Genomic DNA, 18,886 nt, shown 5'->3' with positions numbered 1-18,886 from the left:
CGGACTCGGTAGCCTGGGCTGCACCTGCCCGTGACCGCACGGCACCTGGTCGCTACCATGGCACCACGCGGGCCCGCCGATCCTTGGGAGTCGACACATGATCACGCTTACCGACAACGCAGCCGAGAAGGTTCAACAGCTCATCGAGGCGGAGGGCGATGACGGTTTGGCCCTGCGCGTGGCCGTCAGGCCCGGCGGCTGTTCCGGCTTCTCCTACGAGATGTTCTTCGACTCTGAGACCGACGCCGAGGATGTCTCCAAGGCCTACGGCTCGATCAAGGTCGTGAGCGACCCCTCCTCTGCAGAGATGCTCGACGGCGCCACACTTGATTACAAGGACGGCATGGAGAGCGGCTTCGCCATCACCAACCCCAACGCGCAGCGCACCTGCGGCTGCGGCTCGTCCTTCAGCTGAGCGACCGCCGCATCCGACGACCTCCGGCACCGCTGTGAGTTTGGTCAGGCTGACCGTCGACGGACGCGAAATCGAGGTTCCCGCAGGAACTCCAACGTTGTTGGACGCACTCCGTGACGTCGCCGGTGTGACCTCGGCCAAAGACGGGTGCAGTCCTCAAGGCCAATGCGGTTGTTGCACCGTGCTGGTGGACGGCGCCCCGAGGGTGGCCTGCGTGACGCCGGTGCGGCGCCTTGCCGGACGCTGGATCACCACGTTTGACGGGCTTGACCCCGAACGGCGTCGGCTGTGGACCGAGGCCTTTCTTGCCACCGGGGCTTCCCAATGCGGGTTTTGTACCCCTGGCATCGTGTGCCGCCTGGAGGGACTGGCGATCAAAACGGCCAACCGGGCCACCACCGTGGCGACTGGTTCGGAGGCTTCGCCCGAGCCGGCCGACCCACTGGGCCCGACCGGGGCGCCCGGGCTCTCCGCACCCGTTGTCCATCGGGCATTAGCGGCCCACTTGTGCCGCTGCACGGGCTGGCAGACCATCACCGAGGCGGCGGTGGGGCTCGGCGAACTGACGGCGCCCGATCGGGACGCCGATGCCGTCACGAGGGCCTCGTTCCGGGCCGTCATCGAAGGTGGAAGTGCCCAGTCCGTTGGAGCAACCGTCGTTGCCGGGTCGGCTGGGTTTGCCGCCGACACGGCGCCCGAAGGTGCTCGGGTGGTCGTCCCCGACGGCGATGGCGGGTGGACGGTGGCAGCCACCCTGGCCGAGGCACGGATGGCCTCAGGCAAGGTACAGGGACGGCGTTCAACCGTCGTGGCCGAGCCGCCGTTGGAGGTGCCCGACGGCGACTGGGCGGTGCGCCTGGCGACCTCGTGGATCGAGCCCGCCTACCTGGAAACCGATGCCTCGTGGTGCGTGCCAGGCGGCGAACCCGCCACCCCGCTGGCCAACGGCGGCGCCTTCGGCGGCAAGGTTGAAGGCTCCGATGAGAACGACGTCGCCAAGGTGGCGCGCGAGTGGGCCGACCGCCTGGGAGAGCCGGTGCGGGTGCTGTTCAGCCGGGAGGACGTGGTGCGGCGCGGCGCCAAGCGGCCTCCCATCGCCGCGGGACTGCGCGCCGACGGCAGTGGCCGTGTGCTGGTCGGGTGGTCGGGTGGGGCCGACGTCGCCCCGGTGATCGAACGAATCGTGTCGGTGCTGCCGGATGTTGACGTCGAGGTGGTGCCCGTTCTCGGGCCCCCCACCTCGGCGGAGTTGCGCGGCGCCGGATGGGCAGAGGCGCAGGTGCTGGCAGTGGCGCTCGCCGAAACCCGGCCCGACGAGGTGAACGTCATCGGGCCCGAGGGTGGCCGCGCCCGAATCACGGCCTTCGGGCCCGAAGGCATCGATGTCACCGTCTCGGCAGGCGCACCACTGGACGCCGTGGTGCTGCGCTCGTACGTCATCGGTGCCGTCCACGCCGGGTTGTCCTGGGTGGCCTCCGAGGGCCTGGCAGTCGATGCCGAAGGGATCCCGCAGGATCTCACCGTCAGGTCGTTCGGCATTCTGAAGGCTTCGGAGCTGCCGCAGGTGACCGTCACGATCGACCACGATGTGGCAACCGATCCAGCCGTGCCAGTCGGCGGCGCGGTCTTTGCCGCGACTGCGGCGGCCGCATGGTCGGCGGGCGGATGGGCCCCTGCCTGGCCGCTTGGGTCGCTCCCGTGGACGTGCCGACCATGATGCGGAGATGACCCACAACCAGGACGGGCCTGCGGGCGTGCACGTGCCTGACGCACCCGCCCGCAACGGGGGCCGGGCGCTGGTCAACATGTGCGCCCGTTTGGCCGATGCCCACGGCTGGCGCATGCAGGCCGGTGGTGGCGACTGGGTGGTGCGCCTGACCGACCGGGCGGGCCACCGGGTTGGCATGTACGGCTACTCGTTCGACGCCAACCCGTCGGCGGTTGCCCTGATCTGCGATGACAAGGTGGCCACGGCAGATCTGCTCGGTCGCGTCGGCCTGCCGATGGTTCCTCACGAGTTGGTGATCGAGCCGAGCTTCGCGTCCTGGGTGGGCCAGAACTCGGTCGGCGAACGCCTGGACCAGATCATTGATCGTTTCGGGTGGCCCCTGGTGGTCAAACCAAACGATGGCACCGGTGGCGCCAACGTGCAACGCGCCGCGGAACGATCGGCCGCCGAGTCTGCGCTGACCGCCATCCTCGCCCGCCACCGTGGCGCTGCGGTGGGCCCCTGGCGTGAGGTCACCGCCGAGCATCGCGTGGTGGTGGTCGACGGAGCAGCACCGCTGATCTATCGCAAAGATCGCCCCAACGTGGTTGGTGATGGACGATCGGCGGTTGTGGAATTGGTGGCTCAGTCGGTGGTGGCCGGCGACGTGACGCCCGACGTTGTGCGCGACTGGCTCGATACTCACGATCCGACGTTGCTGGCCCACGTTCCCGTCGCCGGAGAGGTCACCCACCTTGGCCTTCGTCACAATCTGGGGGCCGGATCCTCGCCGGTGTTGGTGCGTCCGGGCCCGGAAGCCGAATCGCTGGCCGCTCTGGGTCTTGGGGCCGCCGCTGAGCTGGGCGCGGTGTTCTGCTCGGTCGACATCGTGGATTCCAGTGCCGGGCGGGAAGTGCTCGAGGTCAACTCGGGCGTCATGTTGGAACGCCTGGCGGCGGAATCATCGGAATGGTGGGCGCGTGCCGAGTCGGTCTACGAGGCGGCCTTGTTGCTGACCCTTGACCCTTGAACCACGTCCCTTGAGAAGATGTATGTGACAGCCTGAGGGGCATGAGCGCAGATCCGATTGGGCCGTATTCACCGTGGGTTGAGGCGGGGGAGTGGGTGGTGACCTCCGGACAGATCGGCCTGGTGGACAACGTCATGGTGGATGGCCTCGGCCCCCAGTGCGATGCGGCCCTGGCCAACCTGGGCCTTCGCCTGGCCGAGGCGGGACTCAAGCCGACCGATGTGATGAAAACCACCGTGTTCATGGTGTCGATGGACGATTACGGGGTGATCAACGAGCACTACGTCGCCTTCTTTGGAGCCCACCGTCCAGCCCGCTCGGCCGTCGCCGTGTCGGCCTTGCCGGCAGGCGCACTGATGGAGATCGAGGCGTGGGCCTACCGGCCCGTCGTCGACAGCGAACGCCAGGAGGCCGTGCTGTAGCGATGCGAGGCCTGGCCGCTCACGTTCAGTTGCACGTGTCGTGGTGAAGGTAGGCTGAGCTCCATGGTTGGTGCAGTCATCATCGTGATCGTTCTGTTGGTGGTCATCCCCGTGCTGGTGCTGGCGTCCAGTCCGCTCATCGCAGCGGCCTTCGGTCAGACACTGACCGTTGACGGCGAGGTCCGCAACGAGGGCTCCGAGTTGATCGAGCTCAACAAGTAACTCACCGAAATCAGTCGGCTCGTCCGAACCGGTAACCCACCGAGCGCACCGTCTGGATCATCCTTGCGTGCTCCTCGCCCAGCTTGGAACGCAGCCGTCGGATGTGTACGTCCACCGTGCGGGCGCCGCCGAAGTAGTCGTATCCCCACACCTGGCTGAGGAGCACCTCGCGGCTGTGCACCTTCTCGGGGCGCTCGGCCAGAAATCGAAGCAGTTCGTACTCCATGTAGGTGAGGTCCAACGCACGGTCGGCGATGCGCGCCTGGTAACTCTCCGTGTTCAGCACCAGCGGGCCGCAGTGCACCAGGTCGGTAACGTCGGGACCGGCCGTGGAACGTCCGATGGGCGAGCCTGTCGAGACCGCCAGCAGATGAGTCAGACGGGCCTCCAACTCGGTTGGGTGAAACGGGGTGAGGCAGAAGTCGGCGAACAGCTCGTCGCGTCCGGCCAGCTCACCCAGCCGGTTTCCCCGGACCAGTACCACGACCGCCGACACGGGGGGGTCGCGACGCGTCAACGCTTCGAGCACTGGCCAAGCCGGGTCACGTTCGTTGGCCATTGTCTCATCGTCGACCGCACGGGGGTCGCCGTCCCCAAGGCTCACGATGGCTCCCGACGGCGTGCCGGCAGCATTACGTGCCGCCAAGTCGTCGGCCACCGTCACCCAACGCAGGCCGGCGAAATCCAACAGTCGTGCCAGCTCGGGGGAAGGTGCCGGGTGCACCAACAGTTCACCGGACGGGTGGGTCATGAGGGGCGCCCGTCGGGCGGCCGACTCGACGGTTCGCTCACCACCCGGTCACCAGGCCCTGAGGTAGCGATCGAGTTCGAACTGGCTGACGTGGGCCTTGTAGTCGGCCCACTCGGAGTACTTGTTGCGCACGAACCATTCGAAGATGTGTGGGCCCAGTGTGTCCTGAACCAACTGCGACGATTCCATGTCTTCCAACGCCTGGGCCAGCGACCGGGGGAGCGTGCCGATACCGAGGGCCGACCGTTCCGCATCGGAGAGCCGGTGCAGGTTGTCGGGAGCCTCCGGTGGCAGCTCGTAGCCCTCCCGCACCCCCTTCATGCCGGCGGCAAGGATGAGGGCGAAGGCCAAATACGGGTTGCATGCGGGGTCGGGTGCCCGGTATTCCACCCGGGTGGACACGTGCTTGCCCGCCTTGTGGCGCGGGATGCGCACCAGCGCCGAGCGGTTGTTGCGGGCCCAGCTGATCGTGTTGGGTGCCTCGAAACCGGGCACAAGCCGCTTGTAGCTGTTCACCAACTGGTTGGTCACTGCGGTGATCTCCGATGCGTGGCGCAGCAGTCCGGCCACGAAGGCCCGGCCCACCTCCGACAGGCCGTACTGGTCGTCGGGATCGTGAAAGGCGTTGGTGTCGTCTTGAAACAGCGACATGTGGGTATGCATGCCGGAGCCCTGTTGACCGGAGAGCGGCTTTGGCATGAAGGTGGCGTGCACGCCCTCCACGTGGGCCTCCTCCCGAACCACCATGCGCAGCGTCATGATGTTGTCGGCCATCGAGAGGCCGTCGTCCCAGGTGAGGTCGATTTCGTGCTGGCTGTTGCCGTCCTCGTGGAACGAGTACTCCACGGGGATCGCCATCGCCTCCAGGCGGCCGATGGTGCGGCGCCGAAGGTCGGAGGCCACTTCGCTGATCGTGAGATCGAAGTAGCTGGCCTCGTCCAGCGGCTGCGGCTGGTGACCAGGGTCGCCCGAGGCGAAGTAGAAGAACTCCACCTCGGGAGCGCACATGAACTCGTACCCCTCAGCGCGGGTTTCGGCCATCACACGACGCAGGACCGCCCTTGGGTCGCCGGAGAATGGTTCGCCGTCGAGGGTTTCAATGTCACAGAACATGGCGGCGGTGGCAGGACCGCCGTCCTCGCCACCCCGGAGCACCCCGAAACTCGACGGGTCGGGGCGGGCCAACACGTCGCTCTCGTACACGCGGGAGAACCCGTCGATCGCCGACCCGTCGAACTGGAGGCCCTCCTCGAAGACGATCTCCAGCTCGACCGGCGAGATGGCCACCGACTTCATGTGGCCCAGCACGTCGCAGAACCACAGTCGGATCAGCCGAATGCCACGCTCCTCGACGGTGCGCAGGACGTAATTGCTGTGCGTCGGGCCGTTCATGGTGCCCAGTTCACCACGTCGATGGGTTGATTCCACCCGATTTGAGGCTCGGAGGCCATCTGTTCACATTCCCGTGACATTTGCGCAATGCCGGCGAAACCCGGCGAACGCATGCTGAGGCCCTGCCATCCCCCGGCGCGTCGAGCGCCGCCAACTTGAGGAGTCACCATGGCCTACCGCGCCGAGTACATCTGGATCGACGGCACCGAGCCCGTGCCGCTGATGCGTTCCAAGACCAAGATCCTCCCCGATGGTGCCGAGGTGGGCGTGTGGGGCTTTGACGGTTCCTCGACCAACCAGGCTCAGGGGGCCAACAGCGATTGCGTGCTCAGCCCGGTGTTCATCACCCCCGACCCGATCCGGGGCGGCGACGACAAGCTGGTGCTGTGCGAGGTGCTGGTGCCCGACACGATGCAGCCGCACCCGACCAACAGGCGGGCGGCCGCAGTCGAGATGGCCAAGAGCTACGCCGACCAGGAGCCGTGGTTCGGCATGGAGCAGGAGTACACGTTCTTCGAGGAGGGCCGACCGATGGGGTGGCCACGAGCCGGGTACTACTACCCCGCCCCCCAGGGTCCTTATTACTGCGGGGTGGGTGCGATCGAGATCGCCGGTCGCCAGATCGTGGAGGCTCACACCGATGCCTGCCTGGCCGCCGGCCTGGCCATCTCGGGCACCAATGCCGAGGTGATGCTGGGCCAGTGGGAGTTTCAGATCGGCCCGGTGGGCACCGTTGAGGTTGGCGATCACATGTGGATGGCCCGCTACCTGCTGTACCGGATCGCCGAGGACTTCAACGTCAACGCGTCGATCTCGGCCAAGCCGATCGAGGGCGACTGGAACGGCGCCGGTTGCCACACCAACTTCTCCACCAAGGCCATGCGGGAGGGCTACGACGCGGTCATCGCCGCATGTGAATCGCTCGGTGCTCCCGGCAAGATCGAGGAGCACCTGGCCGCCTACGGCCACGGCTACGAGGATCGACTCACCGGCGACCACGAGACCGCCCACTACTCGGAGTACCGCTACGGCGTCTCCGACCGTGGCGCTTCGGTACGCATCCCGTGGCAGGTGGCTCAAGACCAGAAGGGCTACATCGAGGATCGCCGCCCCAACGCCAACATCGATCCCTACGAGGTGGCGGCGTTGATGACCAACACCGTCTGTTCCGATTGGTCCAAGCGGTAGTTGAGCCTGCCGGTGCAGCCTGGTTGCGTGTGGGCACATTGATGGCGCGAGGGCGCTCGGTAGTGTCGGATCATGTCCACGCTGCGCGTCGCCCTCGGCCAAATGAACCCGCACGTGGGCAATCTGGCGGGCAACGTGGCCCGGCTGGGCGAGTTGTACGACCAGGCCGAAGCCGCGGGATGCGACCTGGTGGCGTTTCCCGAGTTGGCCGTGCCCGGATATCCCTCCGAGGATCTGCTGATCCGGCGGGGCTTTCTTGAGGACAACGTCGAGGCGCTCGATCGTGTGGTTGCACGAACCGGTAGGTGCGTGGCACTGCTCGGTTACGCCGACGATCACCTGGCGGTCGACTCGGTCGGCGGTATCCGCACGGCCAACACCGTGGCGGTCGCGGCAGGTGGCAAGGTCCATGGCCGCTATCAAAAGCAGCGCCTGCCCAACTACGGCGTATTTGACGAGGACCGCTACTTCACGGCGGGGCCTGAGGACCAGCCGCTGTTCTCCATCGGCGGGCTGGTGGTCGGCGTGTCGATCTGCGAGGACATCTGGTACGTCGACGGTCCGCCCACCCAGCAGTCGGCGGCGGGTGCCGACGTGCTCATCAGCCTGAACGCCTCGCCGTATCAGGAGGACAGGTTGGAGCTGCGGGAGCAGCTTTTGTCCGACCGTGCCCGAAGCGCAGGAGTCCCGGTGGCCTATGTCAACCAGGTCGGGGCCCAGGACGAACTGATTTTCGACGGTGGGTCCATGGTGGTCGACCGCCACGGCGAGGTGTTGGCAAGGGCGCCGCAGTTTGTCGACGACCTGATGATCGTCGATCTGGAGCTGGACCCTCGTGGGCTGGAGGTGGCGCTGCCCTTGGTGACGATCGAACCACACGATGTCGCGATGCCCAGCGCTCCCAACCACACCGCTCGTTCCGTCATCGACCCACCCATGGTTGCACTCGCCCTGCCGCCGGACGCCGAGGTGTGGGAGGCGCTGCGCCTCGGTTTGGCCGACTACTTCGCAAAGGGCGGGTTCACCGACGCCTGCCTCGGGCTCTCAGGGGGCATCGACTCGGCGCTGGTGGCCGTGTTGGCCGCTGACGCGCTTGGCCCCGAGCGCGTGCACGCCGTATCGATGCCGTCACAGCACTCCTCCAATCACAGCCGCGACGATGCTGAGGTGCTGGCGGCCACCTTGGGGCTCGACTACCGCACCGTGGCCATCGCCGACATGTACCACTCGTTCATGGACGGCCTGGCGGGCAGCTTCGGGGCAGCCGAGGCAGATCTGACCGAGGAGAACCTCCAGGCCCGCATTCGGGGCACCCTGGTGATGGCGCTGTGCAACAAGTTCGGGTGGCTTGCACTGGCCACCGGCAACAAGTCGGAGTTCGCCGTCGGCTACTCGACGCTCTACGGCGACAGCAATGGGGCCCTTGCACCAATCGGCGATGTCTACAAGACCCGGGTGTTTCGGCTGGCACGGTGGCGCAACCAGTTGGCGATCGAGCGGGGTGAAACACCGCCCATACCCGAGCACACCATCAGCAAGGCGCCGTCGGCCGAGCTTCGGCCCGACCAGCGCGACGACCAAAGCCTGCCCGCCTACGACCAGCTCGACCCTGTGTTGGAGCGGTACGTCGACAACGACTTCACCGTGGAGGAGTTGCTCGCCTCCGGTGCCGATCCCGAGTTGGCCCGGTGGGTGGCCCGCCTGGTTGATCGCAACGAGTTCAAGCGTCGGCAGACCCCGTTTGCGCTGCGGGTCACCAAGAAGGCCTTCGGCCGCGACCGGCGTATGCCGCTGACCAACGCCTACTCCGAGGTCCGCTGGGCCACCGACGAGGTGGCCGAGGGTTGATAGGCGTTGGCGGAATCGTGGGAGTAGGTGTCTCTCGGGGCGGGTAGGTTGGTGCGAAACGCAATTACTGCGCGGGACGGTGCCTTGGGTGTTGACCCGGGTTCCTCCGTGAGCAAAGGGGATCGCGACCCGCTCCATCCTGCATCGGGCCCGGCGTACCCTGGGCAAATCGACGGATCGGTCTGGACTGCGGACGAGCTGATGGGGATGAGCCCCGACGAGCGGCGCAGCATCTTCAAGCAATGTATGGCGAAGGATATCTCCGAGGTGCCGCCTGAGCTTCTGGAAGAGGCTCGGTCAGACATCCGACGCCACATTGCTGCCTCGGAGGCAGTATCGGCTGACGGTTGACACCATGCGATACACGGTTCGGGTTGATTCCAGCTTCTTCGAGTAACTGGATGCCCAGCTGCCGGCAGAACGTGGCCCCGAAGGCGAACTCTGTGCCGCCGACTTCTTGTTGGTTGACCTACCTCAGATTGCTGAATCGTTTGCTGTGGACTTCGAGCGACTCATTCAACCCATCCCCGGGCGACCGGACTACCGGTCGTTGGTAGCCGCTGGCTCTCGTCCCGCGGGTTCTGGTGACAGGTCAGTTGAAGGGCGAGGTGGTCACGCTGATGAGCGTGAGGTTCGACCTTTCGGCCGAATGGTGAGGGTTCTGCCGCGTAGGGCCTCGCGGCCCCGCAGGGTGCCACCGGTTGGTACCACTCGGTACCGCCTGTAGCCGGCCATGACGTTGAGGCTGAGTGCTGAGGAGCCACATTCGGCGGCTTGCCGACATGTGAACGAGCCCGAGGTGGTGTTCCTCGACCTGGAGGATGTGCTCGCTGCGGGAAGGGCGGCGCTTGGTCATGAGCCGGACTTCCAAGGCTTCGGTCTCCTGGAGTCCGCGCTGTGGTGGCTATGACCCATGACACCGATCGTCGATCCCGAATCTCGGTACGTTTAGTTCTACCATGGACCGGAATTAACAACCCGAGAGGACTTCGACGTGGAGCGACGCTGGCGAACCAAACACAGCGGCCGTCAAAAACGGCCGTCGGCATGGCCGCAGCGCAGCGATGACCGGGTTCGAGTGTTGCTTGAATACCCGGCCCACTCCACGCCCTCGGCGATGGCCAAAGCACTCGATGACGCCGGGTATGAGACGCTGATCTGTGAAGGCACCGAGCGTTGCCCCATCGTGGCCGGCGGCGACTGTGCCCTGGTGGACGGCGCCGATGTGGTGGTCAGCGGTTTTGGAGTGACCACGTCGGACGACCGTGAACTTCCGGCGGCAATTCGAAGCCGCCATCCCGAGGTACCGCTGGTGGTCGAGTGCACCGAGCCCAGCTCCGAGCGTTACCCCGACCTGGTCGGTCCAAGCATCCACCTGCGGACACCGGTCTCGAAGTCGTCCGTCACCGCCGCCGTGAGCGCTGCTCTCGCCGAACACACGATGCCTCTCTGCTCCCCCGAACCACCGGCGACGTCCGAGTGACCGAAAGCGTGCCCCGCCCGCCGTGGCTGGGGTGAAACGGATTTGACCATCCGGGTAGGGACCTCGGGCCCTACCATCAGGACGATCGGGCACACAGACTTAAGGGAATCGTTCCATCGTGGAGTGGGAGTCATCGATCCGGAGGGATTCGGACGTGAAACTACGCGTGCACATCGGCCAGAGCGACCGCAAACGCCGATCGCCCGCGTGGTGGCCTCACCGCAGCGATGGCCGGGTTCGCGTCCTGCTGGAGTATCCGGCGAACGCCGCGCCCCCGGTGATGGTCGAGGTACTCGAAGAGGCTGGATACGAACCGCTGGTCTGTGAAGGCAGCGACGGATGCCCGATGTTGGCCGGTCGTGGATGTTCCCTCGTGGACGGTGCCGATGTTGTCGGAGGCGTAGCTGCTCTGGTCCGACCGTCACGATGTTGCTCCCGCCGCCTGGGGGGAGGGATGATGCAGGTTCGGCGAGCAGGATCCTGTGGGGTTCCAACGTGGTCGAATTCTGCAACTAGGGTTCGGCCTTGCCAGAGTGAGAAGGAGCCCCAGTGACACAGCCGGCCCGGACGCACGCATCACGCTCGTGGAGGTCCAACGTCGACCTTCGGGCAGCAGCATGGAGCATGGCCGCCGTGGTCGTGCTGTTGGTGCTCGTCTATCTGGGGAGCGGAGGGCTCAAGTGGTTTGATGCCGCCCTTGCCGGCTACCTGGTGGGCGTGGTGCTGGCCGTGTTCGCCACCGTCTACCGCTACCTCATCTGGATCCAGCGTCCCCCGACCGCGATGCTCAGCAGGCGGGGCTGGCAGTCGTTCAGGCGTTCGGGTAGCCGGGGCAAGAACGTGGTGGGCCTTGGGGGGCTGGTGGTCACCAACCTGCTCAGCCAGGGGTTCATCCGTCGCCGGTCAACCTCCCGCTGGGCTGCCCACCAGCTGGTGTTTTGGGGCTGCATTCTGGCAGCGATGGTCACCTTCCCGCTCACCTTTGGTTGGGTGCACTTCGAGTCGGTCGGGCAAACGGGCGGACGCTACGAGGCGTTCCTGTTTGGCGTCGGCAGCGGCACCTTCAAGGCTGAATCAGTCTTCGGTTTCACGATCTTCCACCTGTTGAACATCTCGGCGTTCCTGGTGATCGCCGGGGTGGTCATCTTCCTGTATCGGCGCCTTGGCGACCCGGGCGCACTGGCGGTCGAGCGCGCAGGCGACTTCGCCGCCCTGGCCGGGCTGTTCGCCGTGTCGATCACGGGCCTGTTCCTGACCGCCAGCTCGCTGTGGCTGGAGGGTCAGTACTACTCGTTCCTCAACAACCTGCACGCCCTCACCGTGATCGTCGGGTTGATGTACATCCCCTTCGGCAAGCTGTTCCACATCTTTCAACGTCCCGCCAACCTGGGCGTGAAGTTCTACCAGGATGCAGGCAGGGAGGGCGGCGGCCAAACCTGTCGAAGCTGCGAGCAGCACTTCGCCACCCAGATGCAGGTGGCCGACCTGAAGCAGATTCTGCCCGAGTTGGGCTTTGACTACTCCGACGGGGCAGGCAACAACTGGCAGGACACCTGCCCGGCCTGTCGACGAGGTCAGGTGGCGCTGGCCCAAACCGCCAGAGTGGGCGGTTTCGGATGAGGGCGCTGCTTGTGCACCCTCCGTATCCCATCTTTCTCAACCACCCGACTGGAGTGTGACAACTCAATGGCAACGAAGCCCGTCACCGATGAAGAACTGATCGAGAAGTACGGCCCGCACCTCAACCAGGCACCTCCGGGTGGCTGGAACGCCGGTCTGGACGTGGAGAAGGAAGTCAAGACCCACTGCTGCTTCTGCGGCCAACAGTGCGGTATCAAGCTGAAGGTGGCCAAGAACGAGGTCGTCGGGTTCGAGCCCTGGTACGACTTCCCGTTCAACGAAGGCAAGCTGTGCCCCAAGGGCGTGAAGCGCTACCTGCAGGGCAGCCACCCCGACCGTCTCCTCGATCCTCTGGAACGCGACCCGTCGTCGCCCGGTGGGTTCCGCAAGATCACCTGGGATCAGGCACTCGACCGAACGGTCGCCGAGATCCGTCGCATCCAGGACACCTACGGCAAGGACAGCTTTGCGATGCTGTCCGGCGTTTCGCTCACCAACGAGAAGTCGTACCTGATCGGCAAGTTCGCCCGGCTGGCGCTGCAGACCGCCAACCTCGACTACAACGGCCGGCTGTGCATGGTGTCGGCCGGTGCCGGCAACAAGAAGGCCCTCGGCATGGACCGGGCGTCGAATCCGTGGAGCGACATCCCGCTGGCCGACGTGGTGTTCGTGGCCGGCGCCAACGTTGCCGAGTGTGCGCCGATCACCACCAGCTATATCTGGCGGGCCCGCGACCGCGGCGCCAAGCTGATCGTCGCCGACCCGCGGGTCACCCCGCTGGCCCGCACGGCCGACGTGTTCCTCGGCCTCAAGCCGGGCACCGACTCGGCGCTGATGACGTCGATCCTGCATGTGCTGATCGCCAACGACTGGCTCGATCACAACTACATCGACGCTCACACCGTCGGCTTCGCCGAGGCGGCGGCAGCGGTCGCCGACGCCACCCCCGAGTGGGCGGCCGAGGTGTGCGGTGTGCCCGCCGACCGCATCATCGAAGCGGCCCGGCTGTGGGGCACGTCGGTCACCGGCATGCTGTTGCACGCCCGGGGCATCGAGCACCAGTCCAAGGGCGTCGAGAACGTGCTCAGCTGCATCAACCTGGGCCTGGCCACCGGCAAGTACGGCAAACCGGGCTGCGGGGTCACCACGATCACCGGCCAGGGCAACGGCCAGGGCGGGCGCGAGCAGGGTCACAAGTGTGACCAACTGCCCGGCAACCGCGACGTCGAGAACCCCGAACACCGCGCCTACGTGGCATCGGTGTGGGGCTGCGACGTCGACGAGATCCCAGGAAAGGGCATCACCGCCGAGGAGATCATCGAGGCGATCGACGAAGGTGAGATCAAGGGCCTGCTGTCGATCTGTTTCAACCCGGTCGTGTCGCTGCCCGACTCCAACTTCACCGCTGCAGCGCTCGACAAGCTGGAGTTCTACGGCAATATCGACTTCTTTTTGTCCGAGACCGCCCAGCACGCCGACATCGTGTTCCCGGGCTCCCTGCACGAGGAGGACGAGGGCACCGTCACCACGGTCGAGGGCCGCACGGTCAAAATCAACGCAGCCGTCGATCCGCCCGGTAACGCCCGGCGCGATTGGGAGGTTTTCGTCGAGTTGGCCAAACGCCTGGGCCGAGGCAAGTACTTCAACTACACGAACACCCAGCAGATGTTCGAGGAGATGAAGGTGGCCTCTCACGGGGGCACCGCCGACTACAACGGCATGACCTGGGATCGCATCGTCGACGAAAAGGGCATCTTCTGGCCTTGCCCCGAAGAGGGCCATCCGGGCACCCCCCGCCTCTATGAGGGCGGCAAGTTCGCGTTCCCCGACGGCAAGGCCCGCTTTCACCCGATCACCTACCGGCCACCCGCCGAGGTGGTCGACGACGAGTACCCGGTGTGGCTCACCACGGGACGGGTGATTTCGCAGTATCTCTCCGGTACTCAGACCCGCCGCATCAAACCGCTGGTGGAGCAGTACCCCGAGCCGCTGTGTGAGATGCATCCCCGCATGGCCGCCAAGGTGGGAGTGGTCGATGGCGACCTGGTGCGTGTCAGCTCCCGCCGAGGTGAAATGGTCACGCCGGCCCGAGTGGTGGAAAGCATCCGACCCGACACGGTGTTCATCCCTTATCACTGGGGTGGCAACAAGGCAGCCAATCAGTTGACCAACCGGGCCCTCGACCCGATCTCCAAGATCCCCGAGTACAAGGTGTGCGCGGTCAAAGTGGAAAAGGCCGAGGGCCACGTCGAAATCCGGGACCGCAGGGTCCACACACTTCAGGAGAAGGCCCACCGATGAGCGCATTGATCTCCGACCAGATGTTCGTCATCGACCAGAGCCGTTGCATCGGTTGTGAGTCGTGCGTGCAGGCGTGCGAGGAGTGCGGTACCCACCGGGGGCAGTCGCTGATCCACCTCGAATATCTCGACCGCGGCGCCAACACCCAGACCGCCCCGATGGTGTGCATGCACTGTGAGGACCCCACCTGTGCAGAGGTGTGCCCGGCCGACGCAATCAAACAGAACGAGGACGGCGTGGTGCAGTCGGCGTTGAAGCCGCGCTGCATCGGTTGTTCCAACTGTGTGGTCGCGTGCCCGTTCGGGGTGCCGAAGTACTTCGCCTTGCCCGATCAGATGATGAAGTGCGACATGTGTTACGACCGCACCTCGGTGGGCAAGGCGCCGATGTGTGCGTCGGTGTGCCCCAGCGAGGCCCTCTGGTTCGGCACCCCGGCCGAGTTCGAGCAGACCCGCACCGGCGAACTGCTCTTCGAGTTCCAGTTCGGCCGCCAGTTGGTGCCCACCAAGGTGGCAACCGTGGTGCACGACACCGGCCCCGGCCCCATCGACGTGATGGGTGGCCAGCCCACCGCCGGGTGGCAGGACGACCCGTTTGGATTGGAGGAGTCGTGAGCGAAGAATCGACCGACCGTCCTGCAAAGTCGGGTGCCAGCGCTGCGGGTGGCCAACCCGGCGACCCGTTGTGGCGCGACGAGTTTCCTCTGACCAGCGAAGGCGAGGACTTTGTCGCCAGACGCGACTTCACCCGGTACCTCATCGCCGCCTCCGGCGTGTTTGCCGCCGGTGCGGTCGGCGCCGGCACGTGGGCCACGATGCAGCGGGCCAACTCTGGAAAGGCGATGCCGATCGTCGAGGTGGGCGACATCCCCGAGGACGGCGAGTACCTGTTCAAATATCCCGGCGACGATGACCCGGCCATTTTGGTGCGCCTGCCCAACGGCGATCTGCGGGCGTTCACCCAGAAGTGCACCCACCTGGGCTGCGTCGTCTACTACAAGCCCGAAGAAGAGACGCTGTTCTGCCCGTGCCACCACGGCTTCTTCGACCCCAACTCCGGCGAGCCCACCGCCGGGCCGCCAGACCGCCCGCTGGCGGCAATTGACGTCGAGGTTCGGGGAAGCACCGTGTGGGCACTGGGGATCGACACATGAGCGAGCAAACCACCACCAAGCGAGCGATCGGACGGGCCGCCGTAGCCCCTCCCGACAGGTCGCGTTACAAGCGCTCGGGAGGCATCGCCGCCTACCTGCTGGTGATGGTGTCGTTGCAGATCTTCCTGCTGGTGGTGGCGGTCGAGGGCGTACTGGCCCACCAGCCCGGCCTCGCACGCGCCGCCGCAGGGTTGTCGGTGGGCCTGTGGCTCATCGTCATGACGCTTCGACGGTTGATGCCCCATGAGTAGGGCCAAGAGGCCGAACACACCTTCTCCCAACGAGACGGCTACAAAGTCGCCGCGGTCCGGTCCGATCGGCGGCGACATCTCCGCCATCGTCGAGGGCTTCGGTACCCGCTTCCGTATCCCCGTCCTGGTCAGCCGCCACTCGCAGACCTCGGTGATGGGCCTGTTTGCGCTGGTCAACGGTGTGCTGTCGATCGCTCTGATGTCGATGGCCGCCGTCGCAACCGGCCAGGCATTCATCTTCCCGTCGTTGGGGCCGACCGCGTTCCTTCTCTTTTACACACCCACCCTGCCGGCAGCGTGCCCGCGCAACACGATCTTCGGCCACGCGATCGGCGTCGCCGCCGGGTACCTGGCGCTGGTGATCTTCGGACTGACCGAGGCCGCACCGGCCCTGGCCACCGAGGTCACCTGGCCACGGGTCGGTGCGGCGGCGGTGTCGCTCGGCCTCACCAGTGGGTTCATGGTGTGGCTCAAGGTGCCCCATCCCCCTGCCGGCGCCACGACGCTGATCGTGTCGCTCGGCATCCTGAAGACGCCCGCCCAGCTGACGGTGTTGATGATCGCCGTCGTGCTGATGGTGGTGCAGGGCATGGTGATCAACCGGCTCGCCGGTATCGACTACCCCACTTGGGCCCCCAAGCTGAGCTGATCGACCGGTACTGTTCGCAAAATGGCAGTTGACAGCGACCAGGTGATCATCGTCGGGGCGGGATTGGCGGGGCTGAGCGCTGCCCGGCGGCTGGTCGATCGAGGCGTCGACGTCACGGTGCTTGAGGCCCGTGACCGGGTCGGTGGCCGCACCGAGGGTGGCGAGACCGCCGACGGCACGCCCATCGAACTTGGCGGTCAATGGGTGGGTCCCACCCAGGATCGCATGTACGAGCTGATCGCCGAGCTGGGCCTGGAGACGTTCCCCACCCACAACCGGGGTCAGACGGTGGTGCAGCTCGGCGGCAAACGGGTGTCCATGTCGTCCAAGCGGGGCGCCACACCCAAGCTCAACCCGTTTGTGCTGGCGGACCTTGGCCAGGGCATGGCCCGGTTCAACAAGGCGGCCAAGACGGTGTCGCTCACCGAGCCGTGGAACACCAGGAACGCCAAGGTGCTCGATGGCCAGACGTTCGAGACGTGGATCCGTCGTCACCTGCATACCCCGACCGGCCGGGAGTATTTTCGGGTGGCGTGCGAGGCGGTGTTCTCCACCGAGTCGGCCGACCTGTCGGCGTTGCATGCGCTGTTCTACGCCAACTCGGGCACCGACCTCGACACCCTGCTGGCCACCGATCGAGGTGCTCAGCAGGATCGCATCGTTGGCGGCTCGGTGCGCATCGCCGAGACGATGGCCGACCAGTTGGGTGAGCGGGTGAGGCTCACCACCCCGGTGCGACGCGTCGAGCACGACCACGAGGGTGTCCGGGTGGGCACCAGCAGTGGCGAGGTGATCGAGGGGAGCCGGGTGATCGTCACGTTGCCCCCGACGCTTGCGGGCCGACTCGACTATGCGCCCGCCCTTCCGTCGTGGCGGGACCAGCTCACTCAACGGCTGCCGGCCGGGTCGGTGGTGAAGCTGTACTGCGTCTATCCCGAGCCGTTCTGGCGCAACGATGGCCTCAACGGGCAGGTCGCCTCCGACGAGGGGCCCGTGAAGGTGGTCTTCGACAACACCCCACCATCGGGCACGCCGGGCATCTTGGTTGGCTTCATGGAGGCCAACGACGGGCGCAGGTGGGTGCGTCGCCCGTTGGCCGAGCGGCGCCAGGCCGCCGTCGACTGTTTCGTGCGCTATTTCGGGCCCAAGGCCGCCGACCCGGTCGAGTACATCGAGCGCGACTGGATGGCCGAGGAGTTCAGCCGCGGTTGCTACGGGGCCCACTTCACGCCGGGCGTCTGGACCGCCTTCGGTCACGCACTTCGTAAGCCGGTCGGTCGCATCCACTGGGCGGGCGCCGAGTGTTCGCCGGTGTGGAACGGCTACATGGAGGGCGCCGTCCGCTCGGGCGAGTCAACGGCCTCCGAGATCGTACGCCTGCTGTAGGTCAGTACAGGATGTCGAGCGCGTATCGCAGCGCCCCATCCAGTTTCGCCCGGGTGGCCATGTCCAGGTGACCGACCGGTTGCGCGTCGAGCAGTGAAAGCGGGACGCTCACCAGGGCGTCGCAGGCGATCACGCTGGTTGACGGGAGTCCCTCATCCGTGCCGATCTCCACTTCGCTCCGGATGCCTCGGATCGTTCGAGTGACCGGGGCACAAGTGACGGACGTCAGAACACTGATGGCGGCGTCCCGGGTGAGGACGCACAGGGGACGTCGGCCACGGGGAGGGCCCAGATCGGCCCAGATCACGTCGCCACGGGCTACCACGCTGGGAGCGTTTGGGCACCCAAATGGACCGCTGACTCAATGAAGGCCGGATCCTGCGGGACCCGGCGGTAGGCGTCCTGTAGGTCCCGGTCGGCACGGGCACGCTCGGTGGCCTCCAGCACTGCCGCGGCTCCGCGCCGCAGAAGTTCTGAACGGTTGGTTCCCTGCTCGCTCGCAACTCGATCGAGCCGCTCCACAAGGTCGTCATCGAGTTGGACAAGGACTTCACGTCGGGCCATGACCATATGATAATTCATATGGATGGTCGAGCGGCGCCTCCATGCGGGCGACGTTGAGCTGGGCGAGGTGGTGGCGCATCGATCGCGCGCTACCGGTGACGCCGGCCCCGACTGCGGTCGGCACACCTCAGAGTGGCTGGGCGCTCGAAGACCCCCAAGAACCGTCAACCTCCAAGGTCACCCAACAGATTCCGAACCCGACTGCCAGCTGCCAGGCATCCCCACAGGTTGGCCGTGGAGCCAGTGCAGTCACCGCAAATCCCAGGTGAACGAGCGAGACCACATCACCCGAGTTGGGGTCCCACACCCGGATGGTCCCATCGTTCGATCCGGAAACCAGCCGGGTGCCGTCCGGTGACCACCCCACCGACAACACCCCGCCGGTGTGGCCTTCGAGACGGCCGAGTTCGGTGCGCTCCTCGGGGTCCCAGACCCGGATGGTCCCATCGTTCGACCCGGAAACCAGCCTGGTCCCGTCCGGTGACCACCCCACCGACAACACC

General features: G+C 66.1%; 21 protein-coding genes. 16 read left to right on the top strand and 5 right to left on the bottom strand.

The window, feature by feature from the left end:
- Window positions 1–97: 97 nt before the first annotated feature.
- From MPARV_RS0115805 to MPARV_RS24950, 5 genes are all read left to right on the top strand, one after another.
- Window positions 98–415, top strand: a complete 318-nt coding sequence (locus MPARV_RS0115805) for a HesB/IscA family protein (protein ID WP_012223429.1) — start codon at window positions 98–100, stop codon at window positions 413–415.
- Window positions 416–449: 34 nt separating this feature from the next.
- On the top strand, window positions 450–2,132 hold the full coding sequence (locus MPARV_RS22980) for a (2Fe-2S)-binding protein (RefSeq protein WP_020378969.1): 1,683 nt from the start codon (window positions 450–452) through the stop codon (window positions 2,130–2,132).
- Between the two features lie 7 nt (window positions 2,133–2,139).
- Complete coding sequence (locus tag MPARV_RS0115795; protein WP_012223427.1) at window positions 2,140–3,153, top strand: ATP-grasp domain-containing protein; 1,014 nt, start codon at window positions 2,140–2,142, stop codon at window positions 3,151–3,153.
- A 41-nt stretch (window positions 3,154–3,194) separates the two neighbouring features.
- Window positions 3,195–3,575: a RidA family protein gene (locus MPARV_RS0115790; protein WP_012223426.1), complete on the top strand. Its 381-nt coding sequence runs from the start codon at window positions 3,195–3,197 to the stop codon at window positions 3,573–3,575.
- Window positions 3,576–3,638: 63 nt separating this feature from the next.
- A complete protein-coding gene (locus MPARV_RS24950) occupies window positions 3,639–3,797 on the top strand; it encodes a hypothetical protein (RefSeq protein ID WP_012223425.1) in 159 nt (52 codons plus the stop codon).
- A 10-nt stretch (window positions 3,798–3,807) separates the two neighbouring features.
- On the opposite strand, the gene MPARV_RS22975 is transcribed toward MPARV_RS24950, so the two are convergent.
- Window positions 3,808–4,548 (bottom strand): winged helix family transcriptional regulator, encoded by a 741-nt coding sequence (locus MPARV_RS22975; RefSeq protein ID WP_020378968.1) that lies wholly within the window; start codon window positions 4,546–4,548, stop codon window positions 3,808–3,810.
- A gap of 48 nt (window positions 4,549–4,596) precedes the next feature.
- Window positions 4,597–5,940, bottom strand: a complete 1,344-nt coding sequence (locus MPARV_RS0115775; protein ID WP_031278868.1) for a glutamine synthetase family protein — start codon at window positions 5,938–5,940, stop codon at window positions 4,597–4,599.
- A 168-nt stretch (window positions 5,941–6,108) separates the two neighbouring features.
- On the opposite strand from MPARV_RS0115775, the gene glnII reads away from it, so the two are divergent.
- The 11 genes from glnII to MPARV_RS0115715 all read left to right on the top strand — a co-directional run bounded on the left by glnII (window position 6,109) and on the right by MPARV_RS0115715 (window position 17,819).
- Window positions 6,109–7,128, top strand: coding sequence for a glutamine synthetase GlnII (gene glnII / locus MPARV_RS0115770; RefSeq protein ID WP_012223419.1), 1,020 nt, complete (start codon window positions 6,109–6,111; stop codon window positions 7,126–7,128).
- 72 nt (window positions 7,129–7,200) lie between these two features.
- Entirely contained in the window at window positions 7,201–8,976 is a 1,776-nt protein-coding gene (locus tag MPARV_RS0115765) for an NAD+ synthase (RefSeq protein WP_020378966.1), read from the top strand.
- 784 nt (window positions 8,977–9,760) lie between these two features.
- Window positions 9,761–9,886, top strand: a complete 126-nt coding sequence (locus tag MPARV_RS25855; RefSeq protein WP_268744055.1) for a hypothetical protein — start codon at window positions 9,761–9,763, stop codon at window positions 9,884–9,886.
- A gap of 84 nt (window positions 9,887–9,970) precedes the next feature.
- Window positions 9,971–10,459, top strand: a complete 489-nt coding sequence (locus tag MPARV_RS0115750) for a hypothetical protein (RefSeq protein WP_012223403.1) — start codon at window positions 9,971–9,973, stop codon at window positions 10,457–10,459.
- Between the two features lie 624 nt (window positions 10,460–11,083).
- Window positions 11,084–12,079: a hypothetical protein gene (locus tag MPARV_RS0115745; RefSeq protein ID WP_020378965.1), complete on the top strand. Its 996-nt coding sequence runs from the start codon at window positions 11,084–11,086 to the stop codon at window positions 12,077–12,079.
- A gap of 66 nt (window positions 12,080–12,145) precedes the next feature.
- Window positions 12,146–14,380, top strand: a complete 2,235-nt coding sequence (locus MPARV_RS0115740; RefSeq protein ID WP_012223400.1) for a molybdopterin oxidoreductase family protein — start codon at window positions 12,146–12,148, stop codon at window positions 14,378–14,380.
- Window positions 14,377–14,994, top strand: coding sequence for a 4Fe-4S dicluster domain-containing protein (locus tag MPARV_RS0115735; RefSeq protein ID WP_012223399.1), 618 nt, complete (start codon window positions 14,377–14,379; stop codon window positions 14,992–14,994). Before MPARV_RS0115740 ends, MPARV_RS0115735 begins: the two co-directional genes overlap by 4 nt.
- Window positions 14,991–15,533 carry a QcrA and Rieske domain-containing protein gene (locus MPARV_RS0115730; protein WP_012223398.1) on the top strand — a complete coding sequence of 181 codons (543 nt, stop codon included), beginning with the start codon at window positions 14,991–14,993 and terminating at the stop codon, window positions 15,531–15,533. The genes MPARV_RS0115735 and MPARV_RS0115730 overlap by 4 nt, the downstream gene beginning before the upstream one ends.
- Window positions 15,530–15,784: a hypothetical protein gene (locus MPARV_RS0115725; protein ID WP_020378964.1), complete on the top strand. Its 255-nt coding sequence runs from the start codon at window positions 15,530–15,532 to the stop codon at window positions 15,782–15,784. Before MPARV_RS0115730 ends, MPARV_RS0115725 begins: the two co-directional genes overlap by 4 nt.
- On the top strand, window positions 15,777–16,433 hold the full coding sequence (locus MPARV_RS0115720) for an HPP family protein (protein ID WP_012223395.1): 657 nt from the start codon (window positions 15,777–15,779) through the stop codon (window positions 16,431–16,433). Before MPARV_RS0115725 ends, MPARV_RS0115720 begins: the two co-directional genes overlap by 8 nt.
- A gap of 21 nt (window positions 16,434–16,454) precedes the next feature.
- Window positions 16,455–17,819, top strand: coding sequence for a flavin monoamine oxidase family protein (locus tag MPARV_RS0115715; RefSeq protein ID WP_020378963.1), 1,365 nt, complete (start codon window positions 16,455–16,457; stop codon window positions 17,817–17,819).
- Window position 17,820: 1 nt separating this feature from the next.
- Here MPARV_RS0115715 and MPARV_RS0115710 read toward each other — a convergent pair whose 3' ends face one another.
- The 3 genes from MPARV_RS0115710 to MPARV_RS0115700 form a co-directional block, all read right to left on the bottom strand.
- Window positions 17,821–18,126 (bottom strand): type II toxin-antitoxin system PemK/MazF family toxin, encoded by a 306-nt coding sequence (locus tag MPARV_RS0115710; RefSeq protein WP_157789682.1) that lies wholly within the window; start codon window positions 18,124–18,126, stop codon window positions 17,821–17,823.
- An 11-nt stretch (window positions 18,127–18,137) separates the two neighbouring features.
- Window positions 18,138–18,383: a ribbon-helix-helix protein, CopG family gene (locus MPARV_RS0115705; RefSeq protein WP_157789681.1), complete on the bottom strand. Its 246-nt coding sequence runs from the start codon at window positions 18,381–18,383 to the stop codon at window positions 18,138–18,140.
- 127 nt (window positions 18,384–18,510) lie between these two features.
- Window positions 18,511–18,886: WD40 repeat domain-containing protein (locus MPARV_RS0115700; protein WP_031278858.1), on the bottom strand; the 376-nt coding region annotated here is incomplete at its 5' end.

This window comes from Candidatus Microthrix parvicella Bio17-1, assembly GCF_000299415.1.
Taxonomy (GTDB): domain Bacteria; phylum Actinomycetota; class Acidimicrobiia; order Acidimicrobiales; family Microtrichaceae; genus Microthrix; species Microthrix parvicella.
The sequence above is the reverse complement of the archived record's forward strand: the minus strand, read 5'-3'. Positions and strand labels throughout refer to the sequence as shown.

Excerpts from the sequence above, each read along its gene's own strand:
- MPARV_RS0115705 (WP_157789681.1), bottom strand. The coding sequence starts at position 18,383 with ATGGCCCGACGTGAAGTCCTTGTCCAACTCGATGACGACCTTGTGGAG.
- MPARV_RS0115740 (WP_012223400.1), top strand. The coding sequence starts at position 12,146 with ATGGCAACGAAGCCCGTCACCGATGAAGAACTGATCGAGAAGTACGGC.
- MPARV_RS24950 (WP_012223425.1), top strand. The coding sequence starts at position 3,639 with ATGGTTGGTGCAGTCATCATCGTGATCGTTCTGTTGGTGGTCATCCCC.
- MPARV_RS0115805 (WP_012223429.1), top strand. The coding sequence starts at position 98 with ATGATCACGCTTACCGACAACGCAGCCGAGAAGGTTCAACAGCTCATC.
- MPARV_RS0115790 (WP_012223426.1), top strand. The coding sequence starts at position 3,195 with ATGAGCGCAGATCCGATTGGGCCGTATTCACCGTGGGTTGAGGCGGGG.
- glnII (WP_012223419.1), top strand. The coding sequence starts at position 6,109 with ATGGCCTACCGCGCCGAGTACATCTGGATCGACGGCACCGAGCCCGTG.
- MPARV_RS22975 (WP_020378968.1), bottom strand. The coding sequence starts at position 4,548 with ATGACCCACCCGTCCGGTGAACTGTTGGTGCACCCGGCACCTTCCCCC.
- MPARV_RS0115775 (WP_031278868.1), bottom strand. The coding sequence starts at position 5,940 with ATGAACGGCCCGACGCACAGCAATTACGTCCTGCGCACCGTCGAGGAG.
- MPARV_RS0115745 (WP_020378965.1), top strand. The coding sequence starts at position 11,084 with ATGGCCGCCGTGGTCGTGCTGTTGGTGCTCGTCTATCTGGGGAGCGGA.
- MPARV_RS0115725 (WP_020378964.1), top strand. The coding sequence starts at position 15,530 with ATGAGCGAGCAAACCACCACCAAGCGAGCGATCGGACGGGCCGCCGTA.
- MPARV_RS0115795 (WP_012223427.1), top strand. The coding sequence starts at position 2,140 with ATGACCCACAACCAGGACGGGCCTGCGGGCGTGCACGTGCCTGACGCA.
- MPARV_RS0115715 (WP_020378963.1), top strand. The coding sequence starts at position 16,455 with ATGGCAGTTGACAGCGACCAGGTGATCATCGTCGGGGCGGGATTGGCG.
- MPARV_RS0115720 (WP_012223395.1), top strand. The coding sequence starts at position 15,777 with ATGAGTAGGGCCAAGAGGCCGAACACACCTTCTCCCAACGAGACGGCT.
- MPARV_RS0115735 (WP_012223399.1), top strand. The coding sequence starts at position 14,377 with ATGAGCGCATTGATCTCCGACCAGATGTTCGTCATCGACCAGAGCCGT.
- MPARV_RS0115765 (WP_020378966.1), top strand. The coding sequence starts at position 7,201 with ATGTCCACGCTGCGCGTCGCCCTCGGCCAAATGAACCCGCACGTGGGC.